Consider the following 20,169-nt stretch of genomic DNA (forward strand, 5'->3'; position numbering starts at 1 on the left):
CGTGCTTCTTCCGTTCGCAGGGACGGGCGTGGGGGCCCGAGAGCGAGTGCAAGCTAGTGACGCTCCGCCGATCCGCCTACCGGTTCCTGCGCGCCGGTTCTGCGACCTCGCCCGTGCGGGCGAGGGCCGGACCGCCGATGCGCAACCGCGACCACCTGCCGTGGCGAGGACGCTGGTCGGGGTCGGTCGCCGTCCCTAGACTCCGCCGACGACCCGCACCCGGCGCCCGGATCCGGCGAGCGCCCGGGCTGCGGCACACGGAGGAACACCGGTGGAGTTGCAACAGTTCGGCCCCTATCGCATCGAGGCGCTGCTCGGCCGCGGCGGGATGGGCGAGGTCTACCGCGCCTTCGACACCGAGCACGACCGCACGGTCGCGCTCAAGGTGCTCTCCGAGCACCTGGCCTCCGACACCGGGTACCGGGAGCGGTTCCGGCGGGAGGCGCACCTGGCGGCCCGGCTCAACGAGCCGCACATCGTCCCGATCCACCGCTACGGCGAGATCGACGGGCGGCTGTTCCTCGACATGCGCCTGGTGCCCGGCCGCGACGTGGCCGCGGTGCTGGCCGAGGAGGGGCCGATGAGCCCCGAGCGGGCGGTGTCGATCGTCAGCCAGACCGCGCGGGCCCTCGACGCCGCCCACGCCGACGGCCTGGTGCACCGCGACGTCAAGCCGTCCAACGTGCTGCTCACCGGCACCGGCGACGACGAGTTCGTGTACCTGGTCGACTTCGGCATCGCCCGGTCGACGTCGGACGGGCAGGGGCCGGCGCTCACCCAGACCGGCGCGGCGCTCGGGTCGTTCGACTACATGGCGCCCGAGCGGTTCCTCGAGCAGCCGATCGACAAGCGGGTCGACGTCTACGCGCTGGCCTGCGTGCTGTTCGAGTGCCTCACCGGCCGCCGGCCGTTCACCGGCGACGGGCTGGCCACGCTCATGTTCGCCCACCTCAACAACCCGCCCACGCCGCCCTCGCAGCTGCGGCCGGGCCTGCCGCACGGCCTCGACGACGTCGTCCTCAAGGGCCTGGCCAAGGAGCCCGGCGAGCGCTACGGCACGTGCGGTGAGCTCGCCGCGGCCGCGCGGGCGGCGCTGTCCTCGGCCGGGGTCGCGCCGCGGCCCGAGGCCGCGCCGCCGACCTCGGTCACGCCGCTGCCCGTGCGGCCGCACACCGTGGGCTTCTCCAACCCGGGCCCGCCCGGCACGTACGGCGCCCCCTCGATCAGCGGTGTCCCGGCGGCGGCCTACGCGGCGCCGGCGGGCCCCGGCGTCGCGACCGGCTACGGCCCGCCGTCCGACCCCGGCGCCCCCACCGGCTACGGCCCGCCGTCCAACCCGGGCGCCCCCACCGGCTACGGGCCGCCGTCGAACCCGGGCCCGCCGACCGGGTACGGCCCGCCGTCGAACCCCGGCGCTCCCACCGGGTACGGCCCGCCGTCCAACCCCGGCGCCCCCACCGGGTACGGCCCCCCGCCGGGCCGGGGCTTCGTCCAGCCCCCCGCCGGCGCCACGCCGACCGGCGCCCGGAAGCGCAACCGGATGCCGCTGCTCATCGGCGGGATCGCGGCGGCGCTGGTGGCCGTGGTCATCGGCGTCATCGCGCTGGCCGGCGGCTTCGGCGGGAGTGACACCACGACCGACACCACCGCCGACGGCGGTGGCGGCTCCGACACCGGCACGGACACCGGCACCGGCACGGACACCGGCACGGGCGGGGGCACCACCGAGCCCGACCCGGAGGAGCAGCTGCTCGGGATCATCCCCGGCGACTTCGACCCCGCCGCCTGCCAGACCGGCGACCCGGCCGGCGACGGCGACATCGCGACCGTGAACTGCGGTCCCGCCGCGACCCAGCCCGGCCCCGAGGCGTCGTCGTTCTACCTCTACGAGGACGCGGCATCCGTCAGCGAGGTGTTCCTCGCCGACATGGAGCGCGAGGGCGTCAGCGCGTTCACCGGCCAGCCGGACTGCACCACCGGTCAGGGGTACGACGAGTACACGATCAACGGGCAGAGCGCCGGCCGGCTCGGCTGCTTCGTCAACGCCGACAACAACGCCGTCCTGTACTGGACGCAGGACGAGTTCGCCGCCGAGGGCATCGTCGTGATCGCCAACGGCGGCCAGGAGGGCCTGGCCACCCTCTACCAGTGGTGGCAGGACAGCGCGCACAGCGACTTCGTGCAGCGCTGACCCGCACCCGACGGTCCTGACACGACGAGGGCCCCGTCCCCACCGGCCGGTGGGGACGGGGCCCTCGTCGTCGGGCGCCGTGGTCAGGCGCGGGTCGCCGCCGCCAGCGCGTCGAGGCGCTCGGCCACCTGCAGCGCGGTCGCCGGCCGCTGACCGACCGGCGCCAGGCAGCCGGAGACCAGCGCGGCCTCGTCGTCGGTCAGCCCGGCGCTGATCGCCGGCTCGGCGCTCATCACCCGGCGGATCGCCAGCAGCGGCTCGCCGTCGGGCAGCTCGCCGTAGAGGCCGGTGCCGGTGAGCGCGCGGTTGAGGGTGGCGCCCAGGGCGAACACCTCGGTGGCCCGGGAGGGCCGCTCACCACGCAGCAGCGCCGGGTCGAGGTACTCGACGGACGCGGCGCTGGCCATGCCGGTGAGCGTGACACCGGGCGCGAGGTAGCGGGCCAGGCCGAGGTCGGAGAGCTTGCCGCCGTCGTCGGTGAGCAGGATGTTGGCCGGCTTGATGTCGCCGTGGGTCAGCCCGGCCTCGTGCAGCGCGTGCGCGGCGTGCGCGGCGTGCGCCACCGCCCGCAGCACCTCGCCGCGGCTCAGCGGGCGGGCCGGGGCGGCCAGCGAGCCGAGCGGGCAGTACTCCATGGCGTACAGGAAGCTGTCCTGCAGCACCGCGTCGTAGACCTTCACCAGGTAGGGCGAGGCCACCTGGGCGAAGGCCCGCAGCTCCCGCACCCCGCGCTCGTAGGCCTGCTCGCTGTGCGTGCCGGTGAACACCTTCACGGCGACGTACTCGTCGGGCAGACCGAGCCGCGCCGGCGGGCGGGCGAGGTAGAAGCGGCCGTTGTTGCCCTCACCGAGCACGCGGACCACCTGGTAGTCCGCGATGGTGGCAGGCGCCGGGCCCGCCAGGCCGACGGCATCCATCCCTGTCCTCCTGAAACGCTGCTCTCCCCCCGGAACGACCGGGACGCCGCGACGCGGCAGCGCGACAGTGTGCCTGCCGGACCGCCGTCCGGGAACCCGATCCGCCCCGCCGGATCGGTCCCGCACAGCCGCGTGCCGAAGACCCCCACGTCCCGCGGACCGCCGTTACGCTCCGCGCCCGTCGCCGCCCGGGACCCCTCGGACGGCCCGCGCCCGCGCCGCGGTCGCGACAGTCCCCGGGTGACCCGCACCCACCCGTCCACACGCCATCCGGAGATCTCGTGGAGCCGCGCCCCGTCGCAGAGATCGTCGCCTACGTCTTCATCGACCTGGCCGTGATCATGGTCCTCGCCCGCCTGATGGGCCGACTCGCCCGCAGGGTCGGCCAGCCGGCGGTGATCGGCGAGATCGTCGCCGGCATCCTGCTCGGGCCCACCCTGCTGGGCGCGCTGCCCGGCGACCTGGACACCCTGCTGTTCCCGCCGGACATCCGGCCGTTCCTCAACGTGCTGGCCCAGCTCGGCCTGGTCCTGTTCATGTTCCTCATCGGCCTCGAGGTCGACCTGTCGTTCATCCGCGGACGCGAGAAGATCGCGGTGTCGGTGTCGCTGGCCTCGATCCTGCTGCCCTTCGCGCTGGGCGTGCTGCTGGCCACCTACCTGCACACCCACCACGACGTCTTCACCGCCGAGGACGGCACGACCTCGGCCATCTCCTACCTCGGCTTCGCGCTCTTCCTCGGTGTGGCGATGTCGATCACCGCGTTCCCGGTGCTGGCCCGCATCCTCGCCGAGCGGCAGATGCACCGGATCCCCACCGGTGTCCTCGCGCTGGCCTGCGCCGCGGTCGACGACGTCCTCGCCTGGTGCCTGCTCGCCGTCGTCGTGGCGATCGTCGCGGCCGGTTCGTTCTCCGGCGTCGTGCTCATCCTGGGCCTGTCGATCGTGTTCGCGCTGGTGATGTTCCTGGTGGTCAAGCCGGTGCTGCGGGTGCTGGTCACCCGCTACGAGCGGCTGGGCCAGCTCACCCCGGAGATGCTCGCCGGGGTGCTGATCGGCATCCTGGCCAGCGCCTGGGTGGCCGAGGAGATCGGCATCCACTTCATCTTCGGCGCATTCCTCTTCGGCGTGGTCATGCCCCGCAAGGGCGCCGCCCGGCTCAACCACGAGATCATCGACCGGCTCGAGCAGGTCAGCGTGCTGCTCCTGCTGCCGGTCTTCTTCGTCGTCACCGGCCTGCAGGTCGACATCGGCGCCATCGACCTCACCGGCCTCGGCGAGCTGGCGCTGATCCTGCTGGTGGCCATCTCCGGCAAGTTCGTCGGCGCCTACGCCGCCGCCCGCGCCCAGCGGGTGCCGCACCGGCAGGCCAGCGCCCTCGCCACCCTGATGAACACCCGCGGACTGACCGAGTTGGTCATCCTCAACATCGGCGTCCAGCAGGGTGTGCTCGACGGCGAGATGTTCACGCTCATGGTGATCATGGCCGTCGTCACCACGGTCATGGCCTCGCCGCTGCTCAACGTCATCTACCCGCAGCGGATCATCGACCGCGACATCGCCGCCGCCGAGCGGGCCGAGATGGGGCTCACCGACGCCTACACGGTCGTCGTCGTGGTGGACGACGTCGACCGTGACGCCGGCCTGGTCGACCTCGCCTGCGACCTGGTCGGCCGCGAGCAGCCGGCGCAGGTCGTCCTCACCCGCGTGGTGCGGCGGTCACGGCCCAAGCCGGAGGTCTCCTCCGGGCTGGGCGCCGACCTCGAGCTCATGGCCACCGTCGCCGACGAGCTGCGCACGCTGGCCCGCCAGGTCGAGGCCCGCGGGCTCAGGGCATCGGTGGCCTCCCGGTTCAGCGAGGACCCGTGGGCCGAGGTCGCCGACCTGGCCGGCAGCAGCGACGCCGACGTGGTGCTGGTCCGCAGCGGCTGGGGCCTCGCCGAGGGCGTCCTGACCGCCGACGGCGACACCCCGTGGCCCGCGTCGCTGAACGGCTCGGTCGTGACCGTCTCCGGCGAGCTCGGCTCCGCGGCGCTGCAGCCGCACGGGCCGGTGGCGGTGCTGCAGGACGGCGGCGCCGACGGCCGGGCCGCGCTCCGGCTGGCCGCGCACGCCGCGCTGGGCCGCCAGGTGCCGCTGCAGCTGCGCGCCGGTGACGGCCGCCGCGGGGTCAAGCGCGGCGTGGCCGACTCGCTGCGCCGGGCCGGGGTGCAGGTCGAGCCGGAGAGCCAGGCGCTGCCCGCGCTGCTGGTGGTCCCGGCGGGTGCGGGCGCCGTCCCGGCCGGCGACGACCTGACGCCGATCCTGCTGGTGCACGCGGGCACGGCCGACGCCGACCGGGACATGGACGAGACCCTCGCCGGCATCGCCGCCCGGCCCGGGGCCGCCTGAGCCAGCTCGGTCCGGAGCCCGCGTCCCGTTCGACGGGACGCGGGCTCCGTCGCGTCGCGGGGAGTCGCCCCGGAGGTTCCCGCCCGGGGTCCTGCTGCCAACGGTCGTGCTCTGGTCCGCACCGAGGGGCAGAGCACGAGCGTCCGCGGGACCCCGACGACCCGACGGCGCCCGTCCCTCACGGGGGACGGGCGCCGTCGGGTCAGTAGGCCCCGTGCGGGGACTCGAAGGCGAACTGCCGGCCGCCCATGCGGACCGCCATGCCCGGGGTCAGCCGGACCGGCTGGTGGGGCACCAGTGACCCCCATCCCGGGGCTCCGCGGGGGGCGACGAGCGTGCCGTTGGCCGAGCCGGTGTCGACCAGCAGCACGTCCCACCCCTCGAGGCGGATCTCGGCGTGGTGCCGGCTGACGCCGCCGGTCGGGTCGACGACGAGCAGGGGTCGCAGGTCCCCGGAGGCCACGCGCGCGTCGGTCTCGGGCTCCCGGCCCAGCAGGTAGTCCGCGTCCAGGCTCACCGTCGCGCCGTCGTCGAACACGAGCAGGCCCAGCGGCGGGCGCACGCCCTCGACCAGCACGGCGGTCTGCTGGGTCGTGCGGATCCCGCACAGGGCGCAGAAGCTCACGCGGGGGTCGTTGAGGTGACCGTTCTTGCAGACGATCCCCTTGACCCGCGCCCGGTCGTCCTCCGGCTCCGCGGCCGGGGCCGACGTCGGCTCGGCGCCGGGGATGGGCAGCGGCTCGCGGGGCGGCTCGGCGTCGGCCGGCGCGTCGAACAGCCGCGCCGACCTCTTCGGCGCGGGCAGCTCCGGCGCCGGCGGCGGGGGCGCTGCCGGCGCCGGTGGCCGGGCCGGCCCGGCGGCGGAGGCGGCTGCCGGGTGCTCGCCCACCGGCGGGACCTTGACCAGCGGCGTCGCGGCGTGCGGCGCGGGGAGGCGGCCCACCGCCGTCCCGGACGGCGGCGGGGGCGCCGCGGAGGGCGCCGGTGCCGGCGAGAGCACCGCGGCGGCGCCGGGGACGACACCGGCCACCAGGTCGGCCAGCGGGTGCGGCGCCGTGGTCACCGGCGAGCCGGCCGAGACCTGCAGCGCCGCCGGCGGCCAGGCGACGAAGCGGTCGAGGACCGACGTCCCGTGGCCCAGCTCCTCCCCCTGCGCCGCGGTCAGCCGCAGCCCGAGGTCGGGCACCTCGGCGGTCCCGCCGCCGACGAGCACGAGCGCCAGCCCGTCCTCGGTGGCGGCGACGACGGCGAACGAGGGCGGGGTGGCCACCGTGCCCAGCCAGGCGCGCAGTTCCTCGTGCAGCCGCACGCCGGGGGCGCGCGCACCGGCGGCGGAGACCCGGCGGCAGATGGTGACCAGCTCGCCGACGGGCGCGTCACCGGCCGGCACGGCCACGGGTGGGGCCGGCACCGGTGCCGGCCCCCAGCCCGCGAGTGTCGGGCGGGGCGGGGGCGGGGCACTCGCGGCGGACTGCCGAGGAACCGCCACGACGAGGAGCACGCCGGGCAGCCGGACGACGAGGTCGGGGCCCTGCGCCACCTGGACCGCGACCTGGTCGAAGGGGGTGACCGTGGCCCCCGCCGAGGCGTCACCGGGAAGCGGAGGCGGGGGACTCGACATCAGACGAGTTTCCCGCCCTGGTTGCGCCAGTGCACGAACGGCACGCGCATCGGGCCGTTGGCGACGAGGAACACCAGCAGCCAGGTGGTCGAGAACAGGAGGACGAACGCCGGGCCCGGCATGCTGTCGACCCAGGTGGCGCCGCCGGCCAGCAGGAACCAGACCAGCAGCCCCTCGGGGATGCCGGTGACGAGCGTGAAGAAGGTCGGCCAGTCCTTCTCCCACCGGAACTGCTGCAGGCCGTGGTAGACGAACTCCCAGAGCACGCCGAGCACGGTGACGAGGAGCAGCACCGAGAAGGTGGCCCCGTAGGAGGCGCCCAGCGGCGCCCCGGTGGGCAGCAGCGGGGTGAACACGAGCGTCCACAGGACGCCGACGGTGGCCAGCAGGAAGACGCGGGTCTGGATGCGGCCGCTGAGGGTGGGGATCACGGGTGTCTCTCTCGCAGGTCGGGAGGGCGGTCAGATCGTGGTGTTGCGGACCCACTTCCACCACTGGCTCGTGGACCGCCCCGGGCTGAGCTTCCGGGCGAACCCCTGGGCCGCGAGGTCGTCGGTGATCTCCTGGGCGGCCACCAGCAGGCCGAGGAAGCTGTCCACGCCGGCGAAGTAGCCGCCGAGCGTGGCGCTGCCGGAGGCGTACACCTTGCCGCCGTTGCGGGTGCCGGTGACCTCGAAGTCGGCCTCGACGTCGAGACGGCCGAGCGGGTTGCGCTGGGCGTTGGAGTGGTCGAGCAGGTCGGCGAGCAGACGGTGCTCGCGGATGTCGGCCTCCAGGCCGGTGCAGTCGACGACGTGGTCGAACGTGCCGACGTGCCGCCCCTGGTCGGTGTCCACCGAGACCTCGACCAGGTCACCGACCGGTCGCATGCCGTCGATCTGCCCGATGACGACGCGGTACCAGCCCTGCTGCCGACCGCGGGCCAGCTGCTCCTGCCAGTCCTGGCGCATCGGGGTGTTGGTGCCGCCCATCTCCTTGTAGATCCGGACGCGGTCCTCGCCCTCGAGCTCGGCCATCCGGGCCCGCAGCTGGCCGCCCCAGGTCGACTTGGGCCAGTTGAAGCCCTGGTAGGCCCAGCCGTCGGCGCCCTTGCGGCGCATGAAGACGCTCGGCCCGTGCGGCTTGTCCACGTAGGAGCGGAACAGGTGCACGATCTGGGTGTTCAGGCCGCGCCGGTCGCGGTCGTCGATGAGCCGCTGCAGGACGCGGGAGGCGACGATGCCGCCGCCGCGGACCAGCACCGTCCCGGGGCGCAGGGCCAGCCGCTCGTAGACGTGCTCGTGCGGCTCGTAGGCGTTGACCACCCGCCGGTAGTCGTTGTGCTCCGCCCGGTACCGCTGCAGGTCGGGCAGGAAGCGCAGGCCCGGGTAGCCGACGGCGACGTGCACGAACTGGCTGCGGTAGGCGATCCGCCGGGTCGGCGTGGCGCCCTCCGGCGGGGTCAGGACGGTGAAGTACCCGCCGCCGGCCCGCCGGCGGACCATCCGGACCTGCCCGGGGACGACCATCTCCGGCCACCGGATCCGGTGCATCTCCTTCTCCATCGACTCGAAGACCATCCCGGCCTTCGGCGTGTAGTAGTCGGCGAACACCGGCTCGACGAGGACGTTCCACGCCGCCCGGAGGTTGCCCTGCAGGGCCTCGCGGATGGCGTAGCCGGGGAACCCCCAGATGTTGTCCGGGGTGCCGGAGGAGTCCGAGCGCAGCCGCTCACCGCGCGGGATCTGGGAGACCGTCGTCAGGTACTCGTAGCTCTCCCAGGGGGTGCGCAGCGGCGTCAGGACGCGGATGGCGTCGGTGGGGACACCGCAGATGCGCAGGTAGTCGACGAGCACGAACGAGCCGACGCCGCCGCCGACGGTGACGAACGGGACGTCGACGACGGGGATGCCCGCGTCGCTCAGCATCTGGTCGGTCCAGACGTCGGTGGCGACCAGGTGGTCGGTCAGGTCACCGGGCTGCGCCGGGGTCGGGGCGTGCGGGGGCGCGGCGGTGCTCTCGCTCACGGTGGTGTCGTCCGTCCTCTGTCGGGGGAGCCGCCACTGTCGGGCCGGTCCGCCGGGCTGTCAACGGATTCCGCCGCGCGCCCTGGTGACGGGATGCAACGGCCTGCCTGCAGGGTCCCGCCGCGAGCGTGCGAGTGGTGGGGGCAGGCAGGTCCTTCCTCAGGCCCTGCCGAAGCGGCGCTGGCGGGAGGCGAACTCCTCGCACGCGGCCCACAGGTGCCGGCGGTCGAAGTCGGGCCAGAGGGTGTCGAGGAAGACGAACTCCGCGTAGGCCGACTGCCAGAGCAGGAAGTTGCTCGTCCGGTTCTCCCCGGAGCTGCGGACGAACAGGTCGACGTCGGGCATGTCGGGCTCGTCGAGGAACCGCGCGACGGTGCGCTCGTCGACCTTGCCCGGGTCGAGGCGGCCGGCGGCTGCCTCCCGGGCGATGGCCGCGGCGGCGTCGGCGATCTCGGCGCGGCCGCCGTAGTTGACGCACATGGTGAGGGTGAGGACGTCGTTGTCCTTCGTGAGCTCCTCGGCGATCTCGAGCTCCTTGATCACGCTGCGCCACAGCCGCGGGCGGCGGCCGGCCCAGCGCACCCGCACACCGAGCTCGTGCATCTCGTCGCGGCGGCGGCGGATGACGTCGCGGTTGAAGCCCATGAGGAAGCGGACCTCCTCGGGGCTGCGCCGCCAGTTCTCCGTGGAGAAGGCGTAGGCGCTGATCGCCCCGACGCCGAGTTCGATGGCCCCCTCGACGCAGTCGAACAGCGAGGACTCCCCCGCCTCGTGACCCGCCGTCCGGGGCAGCCCGCGCTCCTTGGCCCACCGCCCGTTGCCGTCCATGACGATCGCCACGTGGCGGGGCACCCGGTCGGCCGGGATCGCCGGCGGCCGGACACCCGAGGGGTGCGGGTTCGGCGCCTTCACCTCACGCCTCACTCAGCAGGCCCGCCTCCCGCCGCGGCGCGACGTCGGAGCGGTCGACCAGCGGCAGCGACCGCAGGCCGCGCTCGAGGTGCCACTGCAGCAGGGCCGCGACCAGGCCGCTGCCCTCCCGGCGCTGCGCGTTCTCGCTGGCCTCGGCCCGCTCCCAGTCGCCGGACAGCAGCGCCTCCAGGTGTTCGATGGTGACCGGGCTGGGCATGGCCGAGCCGGTCGGGCGGCACTCGCGGCACACCGAGCCACCGGCCGGCACGGAGAAGTGCCGGTGCGGGCCCTCGGTGCCGCAGCGCGCGCAGTCGCCCAGCGCCGGCTCCCACCCCGCCACCGACATGGCGCGCAGCAGGAAGGCGTCGAGCACCAGCCCGGCGGGGCGGGTGCGGTCCGACAGCGCCCGCAGCGCGCCGACGACGAGGAGGAACAGCCGCAGGGAGGGCTCCTTCTCCTCCGCCGTCAGCCGGTCGGCGGTCTCGAGCACCGCGGTGCCGGCGGTGTAGGCCGGGTAGTCAGCGGCGATGACCGAGCCGTAGGAGCGGATGGACTCGGCCTGGCTGACGACGTCGAGGCTGCGGCCGGTGTAGAGCTGCAGGTCGACGTGGCTGAACGGCTCGAGCCGGGCACCGAACTTGCTCTTGGTGCGGCGCACGCCCTTGGCCACCGCCCGCACCTTGCCGTGCCGGCGGGTGAGGACCGTGACGATCCGGTCGGCCTCCCCCAGCTTCTGGGTGCGCAGGACGACCCCCTCGTCGCGGTAGAGCGACTTCGGCGTGGTGCTCACTCAGTAGCCCAACCGGTTGAGCTTCTTGGGGTCGTCCTGCCACTCACCGAGGACGGTGACGTGCAGGTCGAGGTGGACGCGCGCGCCGAGCAGCTGCTCGAGGCCGGCGCGGGCCTCGGTGCCGATCGCCTTGATCACCGACCCGCCCTTCCCGAGCAGCATCGGCTTCTGGGTCGGGCGCTCGACGTGCAGCAGCGCGTGCACCTCGACCAGCTCGGCGCCCTCCCGCTTGGGGTCGGGGCGGCGGACGAGCTCCTCGACGGTGACGGCGAGGGAGTGCGGCACCTCCTGGAACACCTTCTCCAGCGCCGCCTCGCGGATCAGCTCGGCGATCTGCCGGTCGGTGTCCTCGTCGGTGGTCTGCTCCTCGGGGTAGAGCGGCGGCCCCTCGGGCAGCAGGCCGACGAGCAGGTCCTCCAGCAGCTCGACCTGGTCGCCCGCCACCGCGCTGACCGGCACGACCTCGGCGGCCTCGACCAGCGCGCTGGCGGCCACCAGCTGCTCGGCGACCTGCTTCTTGCTCGCGGCGTCGGTCTTGGTGACGACGACGACCACCGGCGCCGTCACCTCCTGCAGCTGGCGGGCGATGAACCGGTCGCCGGTGCCGACGGGCTGGTCGGCCGGGATGCAGAACACCACGACGTCGACCTCGGAGAGGGTGTCGCGGACGACGTCGTTGAGTCGGCGGCCGAGCAGGCTCTTCGGCTTGTGCAGGCCGGGGGTGTCGACGAGCACGAGCTGCCCGCCGGGCCGGTGGACGACGCCGCGGATGGCGTGCCGGGTGGTCTGCGGCCGGTTGCTGACGATGCCGACCTTCTCGCCGACCAGGGCGTTGGTCAGCGTGGTCTTGCCGGCGTTGGGGCGGCCCACCAGGCAGGCGAAGCCGCTGCGGTACGGCTGCTCCGGCGTGCTCACCGGTCCAGTCTCCCACTGCCGGGTGACACCCACGCGGAGGCAGCGGTGATCAGGTGACCGGATCCCGCGGTGTCCCACCGCACGTCCCACGGTGGGGTGGGACGCTCCCCGATCGGGTCGCCCGGGCTCAGGGGACCCAGACGGTGGCGCGGACGGCGCCGTCGGGGCCGGCGAGGAACACCGGGGCCGACGGCGTGAGGTCGTGCACGGCGGCCAGCCCGGCCTGCTCGACGGCGTCGGCGCCGGACACCACCGCGGCGGCCTCCAGCCCCTCGACCCCGCTGGAGACGGCGGCGGCGACGGCGGCCTGCAGCGCCGAGAGCGTCAGCGAGGGCAGCGCCACCGACGCGGCGACGTAGGTGCGCCCGTCGGTGTCGCGGACCGCGGCGCCCTCGGCGGCGCCGGTGCGGCCGCGCGCGGAGCGGGCGAGGGTGACGAGCTTGGCGTCCTCGGGCTGCAGGTCGGGCACCGGACAAGTCTCCTACCGGTGGAACCGGCCCTCGCGCAGGGGCCCGCCGCGAGCCTGCGAGCGGTGGGGGGCGGGAGGGTCCTTACTCAGCTCTCCACCGCCGCTGAGACCTCGGCCCGGGTGGCCCCGGACTGGTGATCGGGGTCGGCGTCGGGCAGGCGGGTGACCAGGATCGTGTCGATGCGGTTGCGCCGCCCACCGGTGCTCTCGGCGACCAGGTGCAGGCCGGCGACGTCGGCCGAGGACCCCTCGATCGGCACCAGCCCCAGCTCGCGGGCGAGCAGGCCGCCGACGGTCTCGACGTCGTCGTCACCGGGCAGCTCGACGTCGAAGAGCTCGGCGAGGTCCTCGACCGGCAGCCGGGCGGTGATCCGCACCGAGCCGTCCTCGAGGTGCTCGACCGGCGGACGCTGGACGGCGTCGTGCTCGTCGGCGATCTCACCGACGATCTCCTCGAGGATGTCCTCGATGGTCACCAGGCCGGCGAACCCGCCGTACTCGTCGACGACGATGGCGATGTGGGTGCGGCGGGCCTGCATGTCGCGCAGCAGCTCGTCGACCGGCTTGGACTCCGGCACGAACGCCGGCGGGCGCATGAGCTCCTCGACCCGCGGACCGCGGGCGTCGCCGAGGTTCTGCGACCGGCGCACGAGGTCCTTGAGGTAGACGACGCCCACGACGTCGTCGACGTTCTCCCCGATCACCGGGATGCGGCTGAACCCGCTGCGCAGCGCCAGGGCCAGGGCCTGCCGGACGGTCTTGGTGCGCTCGATCCAGACGACGTCGGTGCGCGGCACCATGACCTCGCGGGCGATGGTGTCGCCGAGCTCGAACACCGAGTGGATCATGTTGCGCTCGCCGGACTCCACCACGCCGCGCTCCTCGGCGAGGTCGACGAGCTCGCGCAGCTCCACCTCGGTGGAGAACGGGCCGTCGCGGTAGCCGCGACCGGGGGTGATGGCGTTGCCGATCAGGATGAGCAGCGTCGCGACCGGCCCGAGGACCCGCACCAGCAACCGCACGACGCCGCCGGTGGCCAGCGCGATCGGGTAGGCGTTCTGGCGGCCGAGCGTGCGCGGGCCGACGCCGACCAGCACGTAGCTGACCACCACCATGACGCCGGCCGCGGCCAGCACCGCCTGCCAGCCCATGCCCAGGACCCGGACGAACAGCACGGCGACGAGCACCGCCGCCACCATCTCGCAGACGATCCGCAGCAGGAGCAGCAGCGCCACGGCGCGGGCGCGCTCGCCGAGCACCTGCTCGAGGCCGGCCGCGCGCCGGACGCCGTCGCGGCGCAGCTCCTCGACGCGGGCGAGCGACACCCGCTGCAGGGCGGCGTCCATGGCGCCGAAGGCGCCCGCCAGCGGCACCAGGCAGATCGCGACGACCAGCAGGGTCACCGCGCCGGCGCTCATCGGGTGCCGGGCCCCCGCTCGGCCGGCTCACCGGTGACCGGCTGCCGCGGCGCGGACCGCCAGCCCTCGAGCAGGCGGTTCTGCAGGCCGAACATCTCCCGCTCCTCCTCCGGCTCCATGTGGTCGTAACCGAGCAGGTGCAGCACGCCGTGGGTGGCCAGCAGCAGCAGCTCGTCGTCCATGGTGTGCCCGGCGGCGCGGGCCTGGCGGACGGCGACCGAGGGGCACAGCACGACGTCGCCGAGCAGCGCCGGGCCGGGCTCGGGGTCGTCGGGCCGGGCGGTGTCGAGCTCGTCCATGGGGAAGGCCAGGACGTCGGTCGGGCCCTTCTCCCCCATCCAGCGCTCGTGCAGCACCGACATGTAGTCCGGGTCGACGCACAGCACCGACAGCTCGGCCATCGGGTTGACGCCCATCTCGGCGAGCACGTACCGGCAGATCCCGGTCAGCTCGGCCTCGTCGACGGCGATCTCGGACTCGTTGGCGACCTCGACCGGCACCGCGCTCAGCTCCCCTGCCGGCGCGTGGGCCGGGCCGGCCGCGCCGGCGTCGCGGGACGGCCGGCACCCTGCTGGTGGGCGGCGTCCCAGCGCTCGTAGGCGTCGACGATGTCGCCGACCAGCCGGTGGCGGACGACGTCGGAGCTGGTCAGGTTCGCGAAGTGCACGTCCTCGATGCCGTCGAGGATCTCCCGCACCACCTTCAGCCCGCTCTGCGCGCCGCCGGGCAGGTCGACCTGCGTGACGTCGCCGGTGACGACGATCTTCGAGCCGAAGCCGAGCCGGGTGAGGAACATCTTCATCTGCTCGGCGGTGGTGTTCTGCGCCTCGTCGAGGATGACGAACGCGTCGTTGAGCGTGCGGCCGCGCATGTAGGCCAGCGGGGCCACCTCGATGGTGCCCGACTGCATCAGCCGCGGGATCGACTCGGGGTCGACCATGTCGTGCAGCGCGTCGTAGAGCGGCCGCAGGTAGGGGTCGATCTTCTCGCTGAGCGTGCCCGGCAGGTAGCCCAGCCGCTCGCCGGCCTCGACCGCGGGGCGGGTGAGGATGATCCGGTTGACCTGCTTGGTCTGCAGCGCCTGCACGGCCTTGGCCATGGCCAGGTAGGTCTTGCCGGTGCCGGCCGGGCCGATGCCGAAGACGACGGTGTGCGCGTCGATGGCGTCGACGTAGCGCTTCTGGTTGAGCGTCTTGGGCCGGATGGTGCGGCCCCGGCGGCTGATGATGTCCAGGCTCAGCACGTCGGCCGGGCGCTCGGAGCCGCCGCTGCGCAGCATGCCGATGACGCGGCGCACCGAGTCCGGGCGCAGCGCCTGCCCGGTGCCCAGCAGCGCGATCAGCTCGTCGAAGACGCGGACGGCGAAGGCGTTGTCGGCCGGCTGCCCGGTCACGGCGATCTCGTTGCCGCGCACGTGCACGTCGGCCTCGAGCTCGCCCTCGACCAGCCGCAGCAGCTCGTCGCCGGAGCCGAGCAGGCCGACCATGGACACCGAGTCCGGGACGGTGATGGTGGTGCGGACCGCCGCCGGTGCGGGGGTCGCGAGGGCGGTGGCGACGTCCGCCGCGGCGGCCTGGGCGGAGGCCTCACGCGAGGTGGGCACGCCGGGCACGGGGACGTTCGGGGAGGTGTCGGGCAAGAACCCTCGACCCTGCCTTCCTGGCACGGGGATCTGACCGCCCGAGTCTACCCGCGGGCCGCCACCGGGAATCCCGCCCGCGACGGGGTCAGCGGCCCCCGTAGGTGGCCTTGCCGGGTCCCTCCTCGAGGAACGAGGCGACGGCGCCGCGCAGGTCGGTGGTGGCGAACAGCGGCCCGGAGACCTGCGGGGTGATGTCGTCGGCGGCCCGGGCGCCGTGCCGCACGGCGGTGGTGACCAGCCGCTTGGTCGCCGCGTGCGCCACCGTGGGGCCGGCCGCCAGCCGGGAGGCGGTGTCGCGGGCGGCCGCGGCGAAGCCCTCGTCGGGCAGCACGCGGTTGACCACGCCCCACCGCTCCAGCACCGCGGCCGGGTACCGCTCGCCGGTGAAGATCAGCTCCTTGGCCCGCGCCGGCCCGGCCCGCTCGGCCAGCCGCTGCGGCCCGCCCATCGACGGGGTGAGCCCGACGACGATCTCCACCAGCCCGAACGACGCCCGCTCGGCGGCCAGCAGCAGGTCGCAGGCCAGCGCCAGCTCGAAGGCGGCGGTGAGGGTCAGCCCGTGCGCGGCGAATACGGTGGGCACCGGCAGGTCCTCGACGGTCTGCGCCACGCGCAGCAGCCGCGCCCACAGCGCCGCGCCGACCTGCGCCGGGTCGGGGCCCTCGGCGATGTCGCGGAAGGCGGTGACGTCGACCCCGCCGGAGACGACCCGCCCGCGGGCCTCGACGAGCACCGCGCGGGCGCGGTCGGGGCGGCCGGGCGCGGTGAGCGCGACCAGCTCGGCGGCCACCTGCTCCAGCGCGGCGAACACCGGCTCGTCGAAGAGGTTCAGCGGCGGCTTGTCGAGCACGACGACGGCGACGTCGCCGTCCCGCTCGATCCGGACGGGGGCGGCGCTGCCGGCGTCGGTCATGCCGGCCACCCTGCCACCGCCCGCGCGGCTCAGCCCGGGGGCCAGCGCAGGTCGCGGCCGCCGAGGACGTGCAGGTGCACGTGGTCGACCGACTGACCGGCCTGCGGGCCGGTGTTGGTGACCACCCGGTACCCCGGCTCGACGCCGTCCTCGGTAGCCAGGCCCTCCTGGACGGCGACCGCCGACACGTCCCGCACCACGGCGCCCAGCAGGTCGGGGTCGGCGTGCGCCAGCGCAGCCACGGTCGGGTGGTGGTCCTTGGGGATCACCAGCACGTGCGTCGGGGCCTGCGGGTTGACGTCGCGGAAGGCGAGCGTGCGGTCGGTCTCGTGCACGACGTCGGCGGGGATCTCCCGGGCGACGATCCGGCAGAACAGGCAGTCGGTCACGTCGTGCACCCTAGGGCGCGCCTGAGGGCGGGCACTTCCGCGGCAGTGCCCGCCCTCAGGCCCAGCGGGTGCGGACCGACAGGGCGGCCAGCGCGGCGGCGCCGGCGGTCGAGGTCCGCAGCACCTCCGGGCCCAGCCGCACCGCCCGCGCACCGGCGGCGCGCAGCGCGACCACCTCGCCGTCGGTCAGCCCGCCCTCGGGCCCGACGACGACGGCGACCGTGCCGGTGCGCGGCACGTCGACGCCGGTGAGCGGGGTGCGGGCCTGCTCGTGCAGGACCAGCGCGAGGTCGACGTCCTCGAGCTCGCCGCACACCTGCCGGGTGGTGAGCAGGTCGGCGACCTCGGGCACCCGCGGCCGGCGCGCCTGCTTGGCCGCCGCCCGCGCCGCCGCCCGCCAGCGCGCCAGGCCCTTCTCCACGCGGTCCTCGCGCCAGCGGGTGACGCAGCGAGCGGCGGCCCACGGCACGATCCGGTCGACCCCGAGCTCGGTGGCCAGCTCCACCGCGAGCGGGCCGCGGTCGCCCTTGGGCAGCGCCTGCACCAGCACGAACTCCGGCTCCGGCGCGGGCACCTCGTGCCGGGCGGTCACCCGCACGCGCAGGCCGGCCGGGCCGGCGTCGAGCACGGTCGCCTCGACGACGGTGCCGCGGCCGTCCCCCACCCGCACCGGCTCGCCGCGGGTCAGCCGCAGCACGTCGACGGCGTGCCGGCCCTCGGCGTCCCCGACGACCAGCTCCGCCGCGTCGGGGAGCTCGTCGAGCAGGAACAGCGGGGAGCCGTCCTGCGCCGGGTGCTGGTCGTCGGTGGCCGGGGCGCTCACCTGAACGGGTTCCGGACCCGGGAGAACAGCCCCCCGTGCCCCTCGGCGGCCGGCTGGCGCTGGTCCTCACCGCGCAGCGCGGCGAGCTCGCGCAGCAGCTTCTCCTGCTCGGCGTCGAGCCGGGTCGGCGTCTGGACGTCGACGTGCACCTGCAGGTTGCCCCGGCCGGTGGCCCGCAGCCGCGGCGCGCCCTTGCCGCGCAGCGTGAGGACGGTGCCCGACTGGGTGCCCGGCCGCACGTCGACGTCGGTGTCCTCGCCGTCGAGCAGGGTCAGCGGCAGCGTGGTGCCCAGTGCCGCGGCGGTCATCGGCAGCGTGACGTGGCAGTGCAGGTCCTCGCCGTCGCGGGTGAAGACCTCGTGCGGGCGCTCGCGGATCTCCACGTAGAGGTCGCCGGCCGGCCCGCCGCCGGGGCCGACCTCGCCGCGGCCGGTGAGCCGGATGCGCATGCCGTCCTCGACGCCGGCCGGCACCTTGACCGGGATGGTCCTGCGGGCGCGGACCCGGCCCTCGCTGCCGCACTCGGGGCAGGGGTCGGGGATGACCTGGCCGGTGCCGGCGCACGTCGGGCACGGCCGGGAGCTGACCACCTGGCCGAGGAAGGAGCGCTGCACGCTCTGCACCTCACCGCGGCCGGAGCAGGTGGAGCAGGTGACCGGGTGGGTGCCCGGGGCGGTGCCCGCACCGCTGCAGGTGCCGCACAGGACGGCGGTGTCGACGGTGATCTCCTCGGTCGTGCCGAAGACCGTCTGCTCGAGGTCGAGCTCGAGGCGGATGAGCGCGTCGTCCCCGGCGCGGACCCGGCTGCGCGGGCCCCGGCCGCCCATGGCGCCGCCACCGAAGAATGCGTCCATGATGTCGCCGAGCCCGCCGAAGCCGGCCCCGGCGCCGAAGGGTGAGCCGCCGGCGGCCCCGGCGCCGGCGTCGAAGGGGTCGCCGCCGAGATCGACGATGCGGCGCTTGTCCGGGTCGGTCAGCGCCTGGTAGGCGCGGCTGACCTCCTGGAAGCGCTCCTTGGCCTCGGGATCGGGGTTGACGTCGGGGTGCAGGTCGCGCGCCAGCCGCCGGTAGGCCTTCTTGATGTCGGCGTCGGACGCGCCCCGGGACAGCCCGAGGACGCCGTAGTAGTCGGTTGCCATCTGGTGTACAGACCTCAGCTCTCGGCCAGCAGCTGGCCGACGTAGCGGGCCACGGCGCGGACCGCGGCCATGTTGCCCGGGTAGTCCATGCGGGTCGGGCCCACGATGCCCAGCCCGCCCAGCGCCCGGTCGCCGGTTCCGTACCCCACGGAGACGACCGACGCACCGGCCAGCGCCTCGTGGGCGTTCTCCTCGCCGATGCGCACGAGCACCGCACCGCCGGAGTCGACCTCGCTGATCAGCCGGAGCACCACGACCTGCTCCTCGAGCGCCTCCAGCAGCGGCCGCAGGCTGCCGGGGAAGTCCACGGCGACCCGCGCCAGGTTCGCCGTCCCGCCCACGACCAGGCGGTCCTCCCCCGGCTCGACCAGCGTCTCCACCAGCGCCGCGCTGACCGCGGCGACCAGCACGCGCAGGTGCGGCGGGGCGGTGTCGAGCAGGTCGGGCACCTTGCCGCCGGCGTCGGCGAGCCGGGCGCCGGTGAACGCGGCATTGAGCAGCGTGCGCAGGTCGGCGACGTCGTCGCGGGTGACGTCGGCCGGGCAGTCGACGACCCGCTGCTCGACCCGGCCGGTGTCGGTGATGAGCACCAGCAGCAGCCGCGAGCCGGTCAGCTGCACCACCTCGAGGTGGCGGACGGCGCTGCGCGAGAGCGTGGGGTACTGCACGACGGCGACCTGGTGGGTCAGCTGCGCGAGCAGCCGCACCGTGCGGCCCAGCACGTCGTGCAGGTCGACGGCGCCGTCGAGGAACCGCTCGATCGCCTTGCGCTCGGCGGCCGACAGCGGCTTGACCGAGGAGAGCCGGTCGACGAACAGCCGGTAGCCCTTGTCGGTGGGCACCCGGCCGGCGCTGGTGTGCGGCTGGGTGATGTAGCCCTGCTCCTCGAGCACCGCCATGTCGTTGCGGATCGTCGCCGGCGAGACCCCGAGGTCGTGCCGTTCGGCCAGGGCCTTGCTGCCCACCGGGTCGTTGGTGGAGACGAAGTCCTGGACGATGGCCCGCAGGACCTGCAGGCGGCGTTCGTCGTGCGCCACGGTGACACCTCCCCGTACCGGTCGACGTCGTCGTGCGGGCGGGCCCGGGTGCGCGGTCGGGGCGCGCCGGCCGCCCTGCGGCGGGCTGGCACTCGCACGGACTGAGTGCCAGACCAGCATACGCGAAGGACCCCGTCCTCCTCTCCGCCCGCGAGCTCGCGGTGGGCCTCCGGACGGGGCCGAACGCATCACCCGGACGGTCGATAGGGTGACGGCGGACGGTGCCGGCACGGGGTGGGTTCGGACGGAGGTCGGGTCCCTGATCTTCAAAGCGGTGCGCGACGGCCGCCCCTATCCCGAGCACGGCCTGGCCCCGCGGGACTGGGCGATGATCCCGCCCCGTCAGATCCGGCTCGACACGCTGGTCACCACCAAGCGCGAGCTGGCCCTCGACACGCTGCTCGCCGACGACTCGACCTTTTACGGCGACCTGTTCCCGCACGCCGTCCAGTGGCACGGCGACCTCTACCTCGAGGACGGCCTGCACCGGGCGCTGCGGGCCGCGCTGCAGCAGCGCACCGTCATCCACGTGCGGGTCCTCGACCTCGACGCGCTCATGCCCGCCGACCCGGCCCGGTGACGGACCCCGTCACCGAC

General features: G+C 74.8%; 19 protein-coding genes. 3 read left to right on the forward strand and 16 right to left on the reverse strand.

Features of this window, described 5'->3' with window-relative positions; all coding sequences use genetic code 11:
* Nucleotides 1-271 precede the first annotated feature (271 nt).
* Nucleotides 272-2,191, forward strand: a complete 1,920-nt coding sequence (locus tag CHC04_RS24480; RefSeq protein WP_217897188.1) for a serine/threonine-protein kinase — start codon at nucleotides 272-274, stop codon at nucleotides 2,189-2,191.
* A gap of 83 nt (nucleotides 2,192-2,274) precedes the next feature.
* On the opposite strand, the gene CHC04_RS05485 is transcribed toward CHC04_RS24480, so the two are convergent.
* The gene (locus tag CHC04_RS05485) at nucleotides 2,275-3,108 is read right to left on the reverse strand and encodes a protein kinase domain-containing protein (protein WP_089402889.1); all 834 of its coding nucleotides are present in this window, start codon (nucleotides 3,106-3,108) and stop codon (nucleotides 2,275-2,277) included.
* A gap of 281 nt (nucleotides 3,109-3,389) precedes the next feature.
* On the opposite strand from CHC04_RS05485, the gene CHC04_RS05490 reads away from it, so the two are divergent.
* Nucleotides 3,390-5,498, forward strand: a complete 2,109-nt coding sequence (locus tag CHC04_RS05490; RefSeq protein WP_217897189.1) for a cation:proton antiporter — start codon at nucleotides 3,390-3,392, stop codon at nucleotides 5,496-5,498.
* Between the two features lie 202 nt (nucleotides 5,499-5,700).
* On the opposite strand, the gene CHC04_RS05495 is transcribed toward CHC04_RS05490, so the two are convergent.
* From CHC04_RS05495 to hrcA, 15 genes are all read right to left on the reverse strand, one after another.
* A complete protein-coding gene (locus CHC04_RS05495) occupies nucleotides 5,701-7,119 on the reverse strand; it encodes an FHA domain-containing protein (RefSeq protein ID WP_089402890.1) in 1,419 nt (472 codons plus the stop codon).
* On the reverse strand, nucleotides 7,119-7,550 hold the full coding sequence (locus tag CHC04_RS05500) for a hypothetical protein (protein WP_089402891.1): 432 nt from the start codon (nucleotides 7,548-7,550) through the stop codon (nucleotides 7,119-7,121). Before CHC04_RS05500 ends, CHC04_RS05495 begins: the two co-directional genes overlap by 1 nt.
* Nucleotides 7,551-7,580: 30 nt before the next feature.
* Nucleotides 7,581-9,125 carry an FAD/NAD(P)-binding protein gene (locus CHC04_RS05505; protein WP_089402892.1) on the reverse strand — a complete coding sequence of 515 codons (1,545 nt, stop codon included), beginning with the start codon at nucleotides 9,123-9,125 and terminating at the stop codon, nucleotides 7,581-7,583.
* A 159-nt stretch (nucleotides 9,126-9,284) separates the two neighbouring features.
* Nucleotides 9,285-10,049 carry an isoprenyl transferase gene (locus CHC04_RS05510; protein WP_089402893.1) on the reverse strand — a complete coding sequence of 255 codons (765 nt, stop codon included), beginning with the start codon at nucleotides 10,047-10,049 and terminating at the stop codon, nucleotides 9,285-9,287.
* Nucleotides 10,039-10,827, reverse strand: a complete 789-nt coding sequence (gene recO / locus CHC04_RS05515; protein WP_089402894.1) for a DNA repair protein RecO — start codon at nucleotides 10,825-10,827, stop codon at nucleotides 10,039-10,041. Before recO ends, CHC04_RS05510 begins: the two co-directional genes overlap by 11 nt.
* Nucleotides 10,828-11,742: a GTPase Era gene (era, locus tag CHC04_RS05520; protein ID WP_089402895.1), complete on the reverse strand. Its 915-nt coding sequence runs from the start codon at nucleotides 11,740-11,742 to the stop codon at nucleotides 10,828-10,830.
* A gap of 127 nt (nucleotides 11,743-11,869) precedes the next feature.
* Nucleotides 11,870-12,211 carry a cytidine deaminase gene (locus CHC04_RS05525; RefSeq protein ID WP_089402896.1) on the reverse strand — a complete coding sequence of 114 codons (342 nt, stop codon included), beginning with the start codon at nucleotides 12,209-12,211 and terminating at the stop codon, nucleotides 11,870-11,872.
* A gap of 86 nt (nucleotides 12,212-12,297) precedes the next feature.
* Nucleotides 12,298-13,629: a hemolysin family protein gene (locus CHC04_RS05530; RefSeq protein WP_089402897.1), complete on the reverse strand. Its 1,332-nt coding sequence runs from the start codon at nucleotides 13,627-13,629 to the stop codon at nucleotides 12,298-12,300.
* Nucleotides 13,626-14,129, reverse strand: coding sequence for an rRNA maturation RNase YbeY (gene ybeY / locus CHC04_RS05535; RefSeq protein WP_089402898.1), 504 nt, complete (start codon nucleotides 14,127-14,129; stop codon nucleotides 13,626-13,628). Before ybeY ends, CHC04_RS05530 begins: the two co-directional genes overlap by 4 nt.
* A 5-nt stretch (nucleotides 14,130-14,134) precedes the next feature.
* Nucleotides 14,135-15,232: a PhoH family protein gene (locus tag CHC04_RS05540; RefSeq protein ID WP_245817007.1), complete on the reverse strand. Its 1,098-nt coding sequence runs from the start codon at nucleotides 15,230-15,232 to the stop codon at nucleotides 14,135-14,137.
* Nucleotides 15,233-15,356: 124 nt separating this feature from the next.
* Entirely contained in the window at nucleotides 15,357-16,184 is an 828-nt protein-coding gene (locus CHC04_RS05545) for an enoyl-CoA hydratase/isomerase family protein (protein ID WP_089403346.1), read from the reverse strand.
* 29 nt (nucleotides 16,185-16,213) lie between these two features.
* Nucleotides 16,214-16,573, reverse strand: a complete 360-nt coding sequence (locus CHC04_RS05550) for a histidine triad nucleotide-binding protein (RefSeq protein ID WP_089403347.1) — start codon at nucleotides 16,571-16,573, stop codon at nucleotides 16,214-16,216.
* A 55-nt stretch (nucleotides 16,574-16,628) separates the two neighbouring features.
* Entirely contained in the window at nucleotides 16,629-17,396 is a 768-nt protein-coding gene (locus CHC04_RS23430) for a 16S rRNA (uracil(1498)-N(3))-methyltransferase (RefSeq protein WP_141233693.1), read from the reverse strand.
* On the reverse strand, nucleotides 17,393-18,535 hold the full coding sequence (gene dnaJ, locus CHC04_RS23435; protein WP_141233694.1) for a molecular chaperone DnaJ: 1,143 nt from the start codon (nucleotides 18,533-18,535) through the stop codon (nucleotides 17,393-17,395). Before dnaJ ends, CHC04_RS23430 begins: the two co-directional genes overlap by 4 nt.
* A 14-nt stretch (nucleotides 18,536-18,549) precedes the next feature.
* The gene (hrcA, locus tag CHC04_RS05560; RefSeq protein WP_089402900.1) at nucleotides 18,550-19,572 is read right to left on the reverse strand and encodes a heat-inducible transcriptional repressor HrcA; all 1,023 of its coding nucleotides are present in this window, start codon (nucleotides 19,570-19,572) and stop codon (nucleotides 18,550-18,552) included.
* Here hrcA and CHC04_RS25500 point away from each other — a divergent pair.
* On the forward strand, nucleotides 19,532-20,152 hold the full coding sequence (locus CHC04_RS25500; protein WP_425432449.1) for a type II toxin-antitoxin system VapB family antitoxin: 621 nt from the start codon (nucleotides 19,532-19,534) through the stop codon (nucleotides 20,150-20,152). The two genes, hrcA and CHC04_RS25500, sit on opposite strands and share 41 nt — an antisense overlap.
* The last annotated feature ends 17 nt before the right edge of the window (nucleotides 20,153-20,169 follow it).

Origin of the sequence: Geodermatophilus saharensis, assembly GCF_900188205.1 — a bacterium.
In the GTDB taxonomy this organism is placed as follows: Bacteria; Actinomycetota; Actinomycetes; order Mycobacteriales; family Geodermatophilaceae; genus Geodermatophilus; species Geodermatophilus saharensis.

Coding starts and splice junctions, on each gene's coding strand:
- CHC04_RS05485 (WP_089402889.1), bottom strand. CDS start 3,108: ATGGATGCCGTCGGCCTGGCGGGCCCGGCGCCTGCCACCATCGCGGAC.
- CHC04_RS05495 (WP_089402890.1), bottom strand. CDS start 7,119: ATGTCGAGTCCCCCGCCTCCGCTTCCCGGTGACGCCTCGGCGGGGGCC.
- CHC04_RS05530 (WP_089402897.1), bottom strand. CDS start 13,629: ATGAGCGCCGGCGCGGTGACCCTGCTGGTCGTCGCGATCTGCCTGGTG.
- CHC04_RS05545 (WP_089403346.1), bottom strand. CDS start 16,184: ATGACCGACGCCGGCAGCGCCGCCCCCGTCCGGATCGAGCGGGACGGC.
- dnaJ (WP_141233694.1), bottom strand. CDS start 18,535: ATGGCAACCGACTACTACGGCGTCCTCGGGCTGTCCCGGGGCGCGTCC.
- CHC04_RS25500 (WP_425432449.1), top strand. CDS start 19,532: ATGGCCCGCAGGACCTGCAGGCGGCGTTCGTCGTGCGCCACGGTGACA.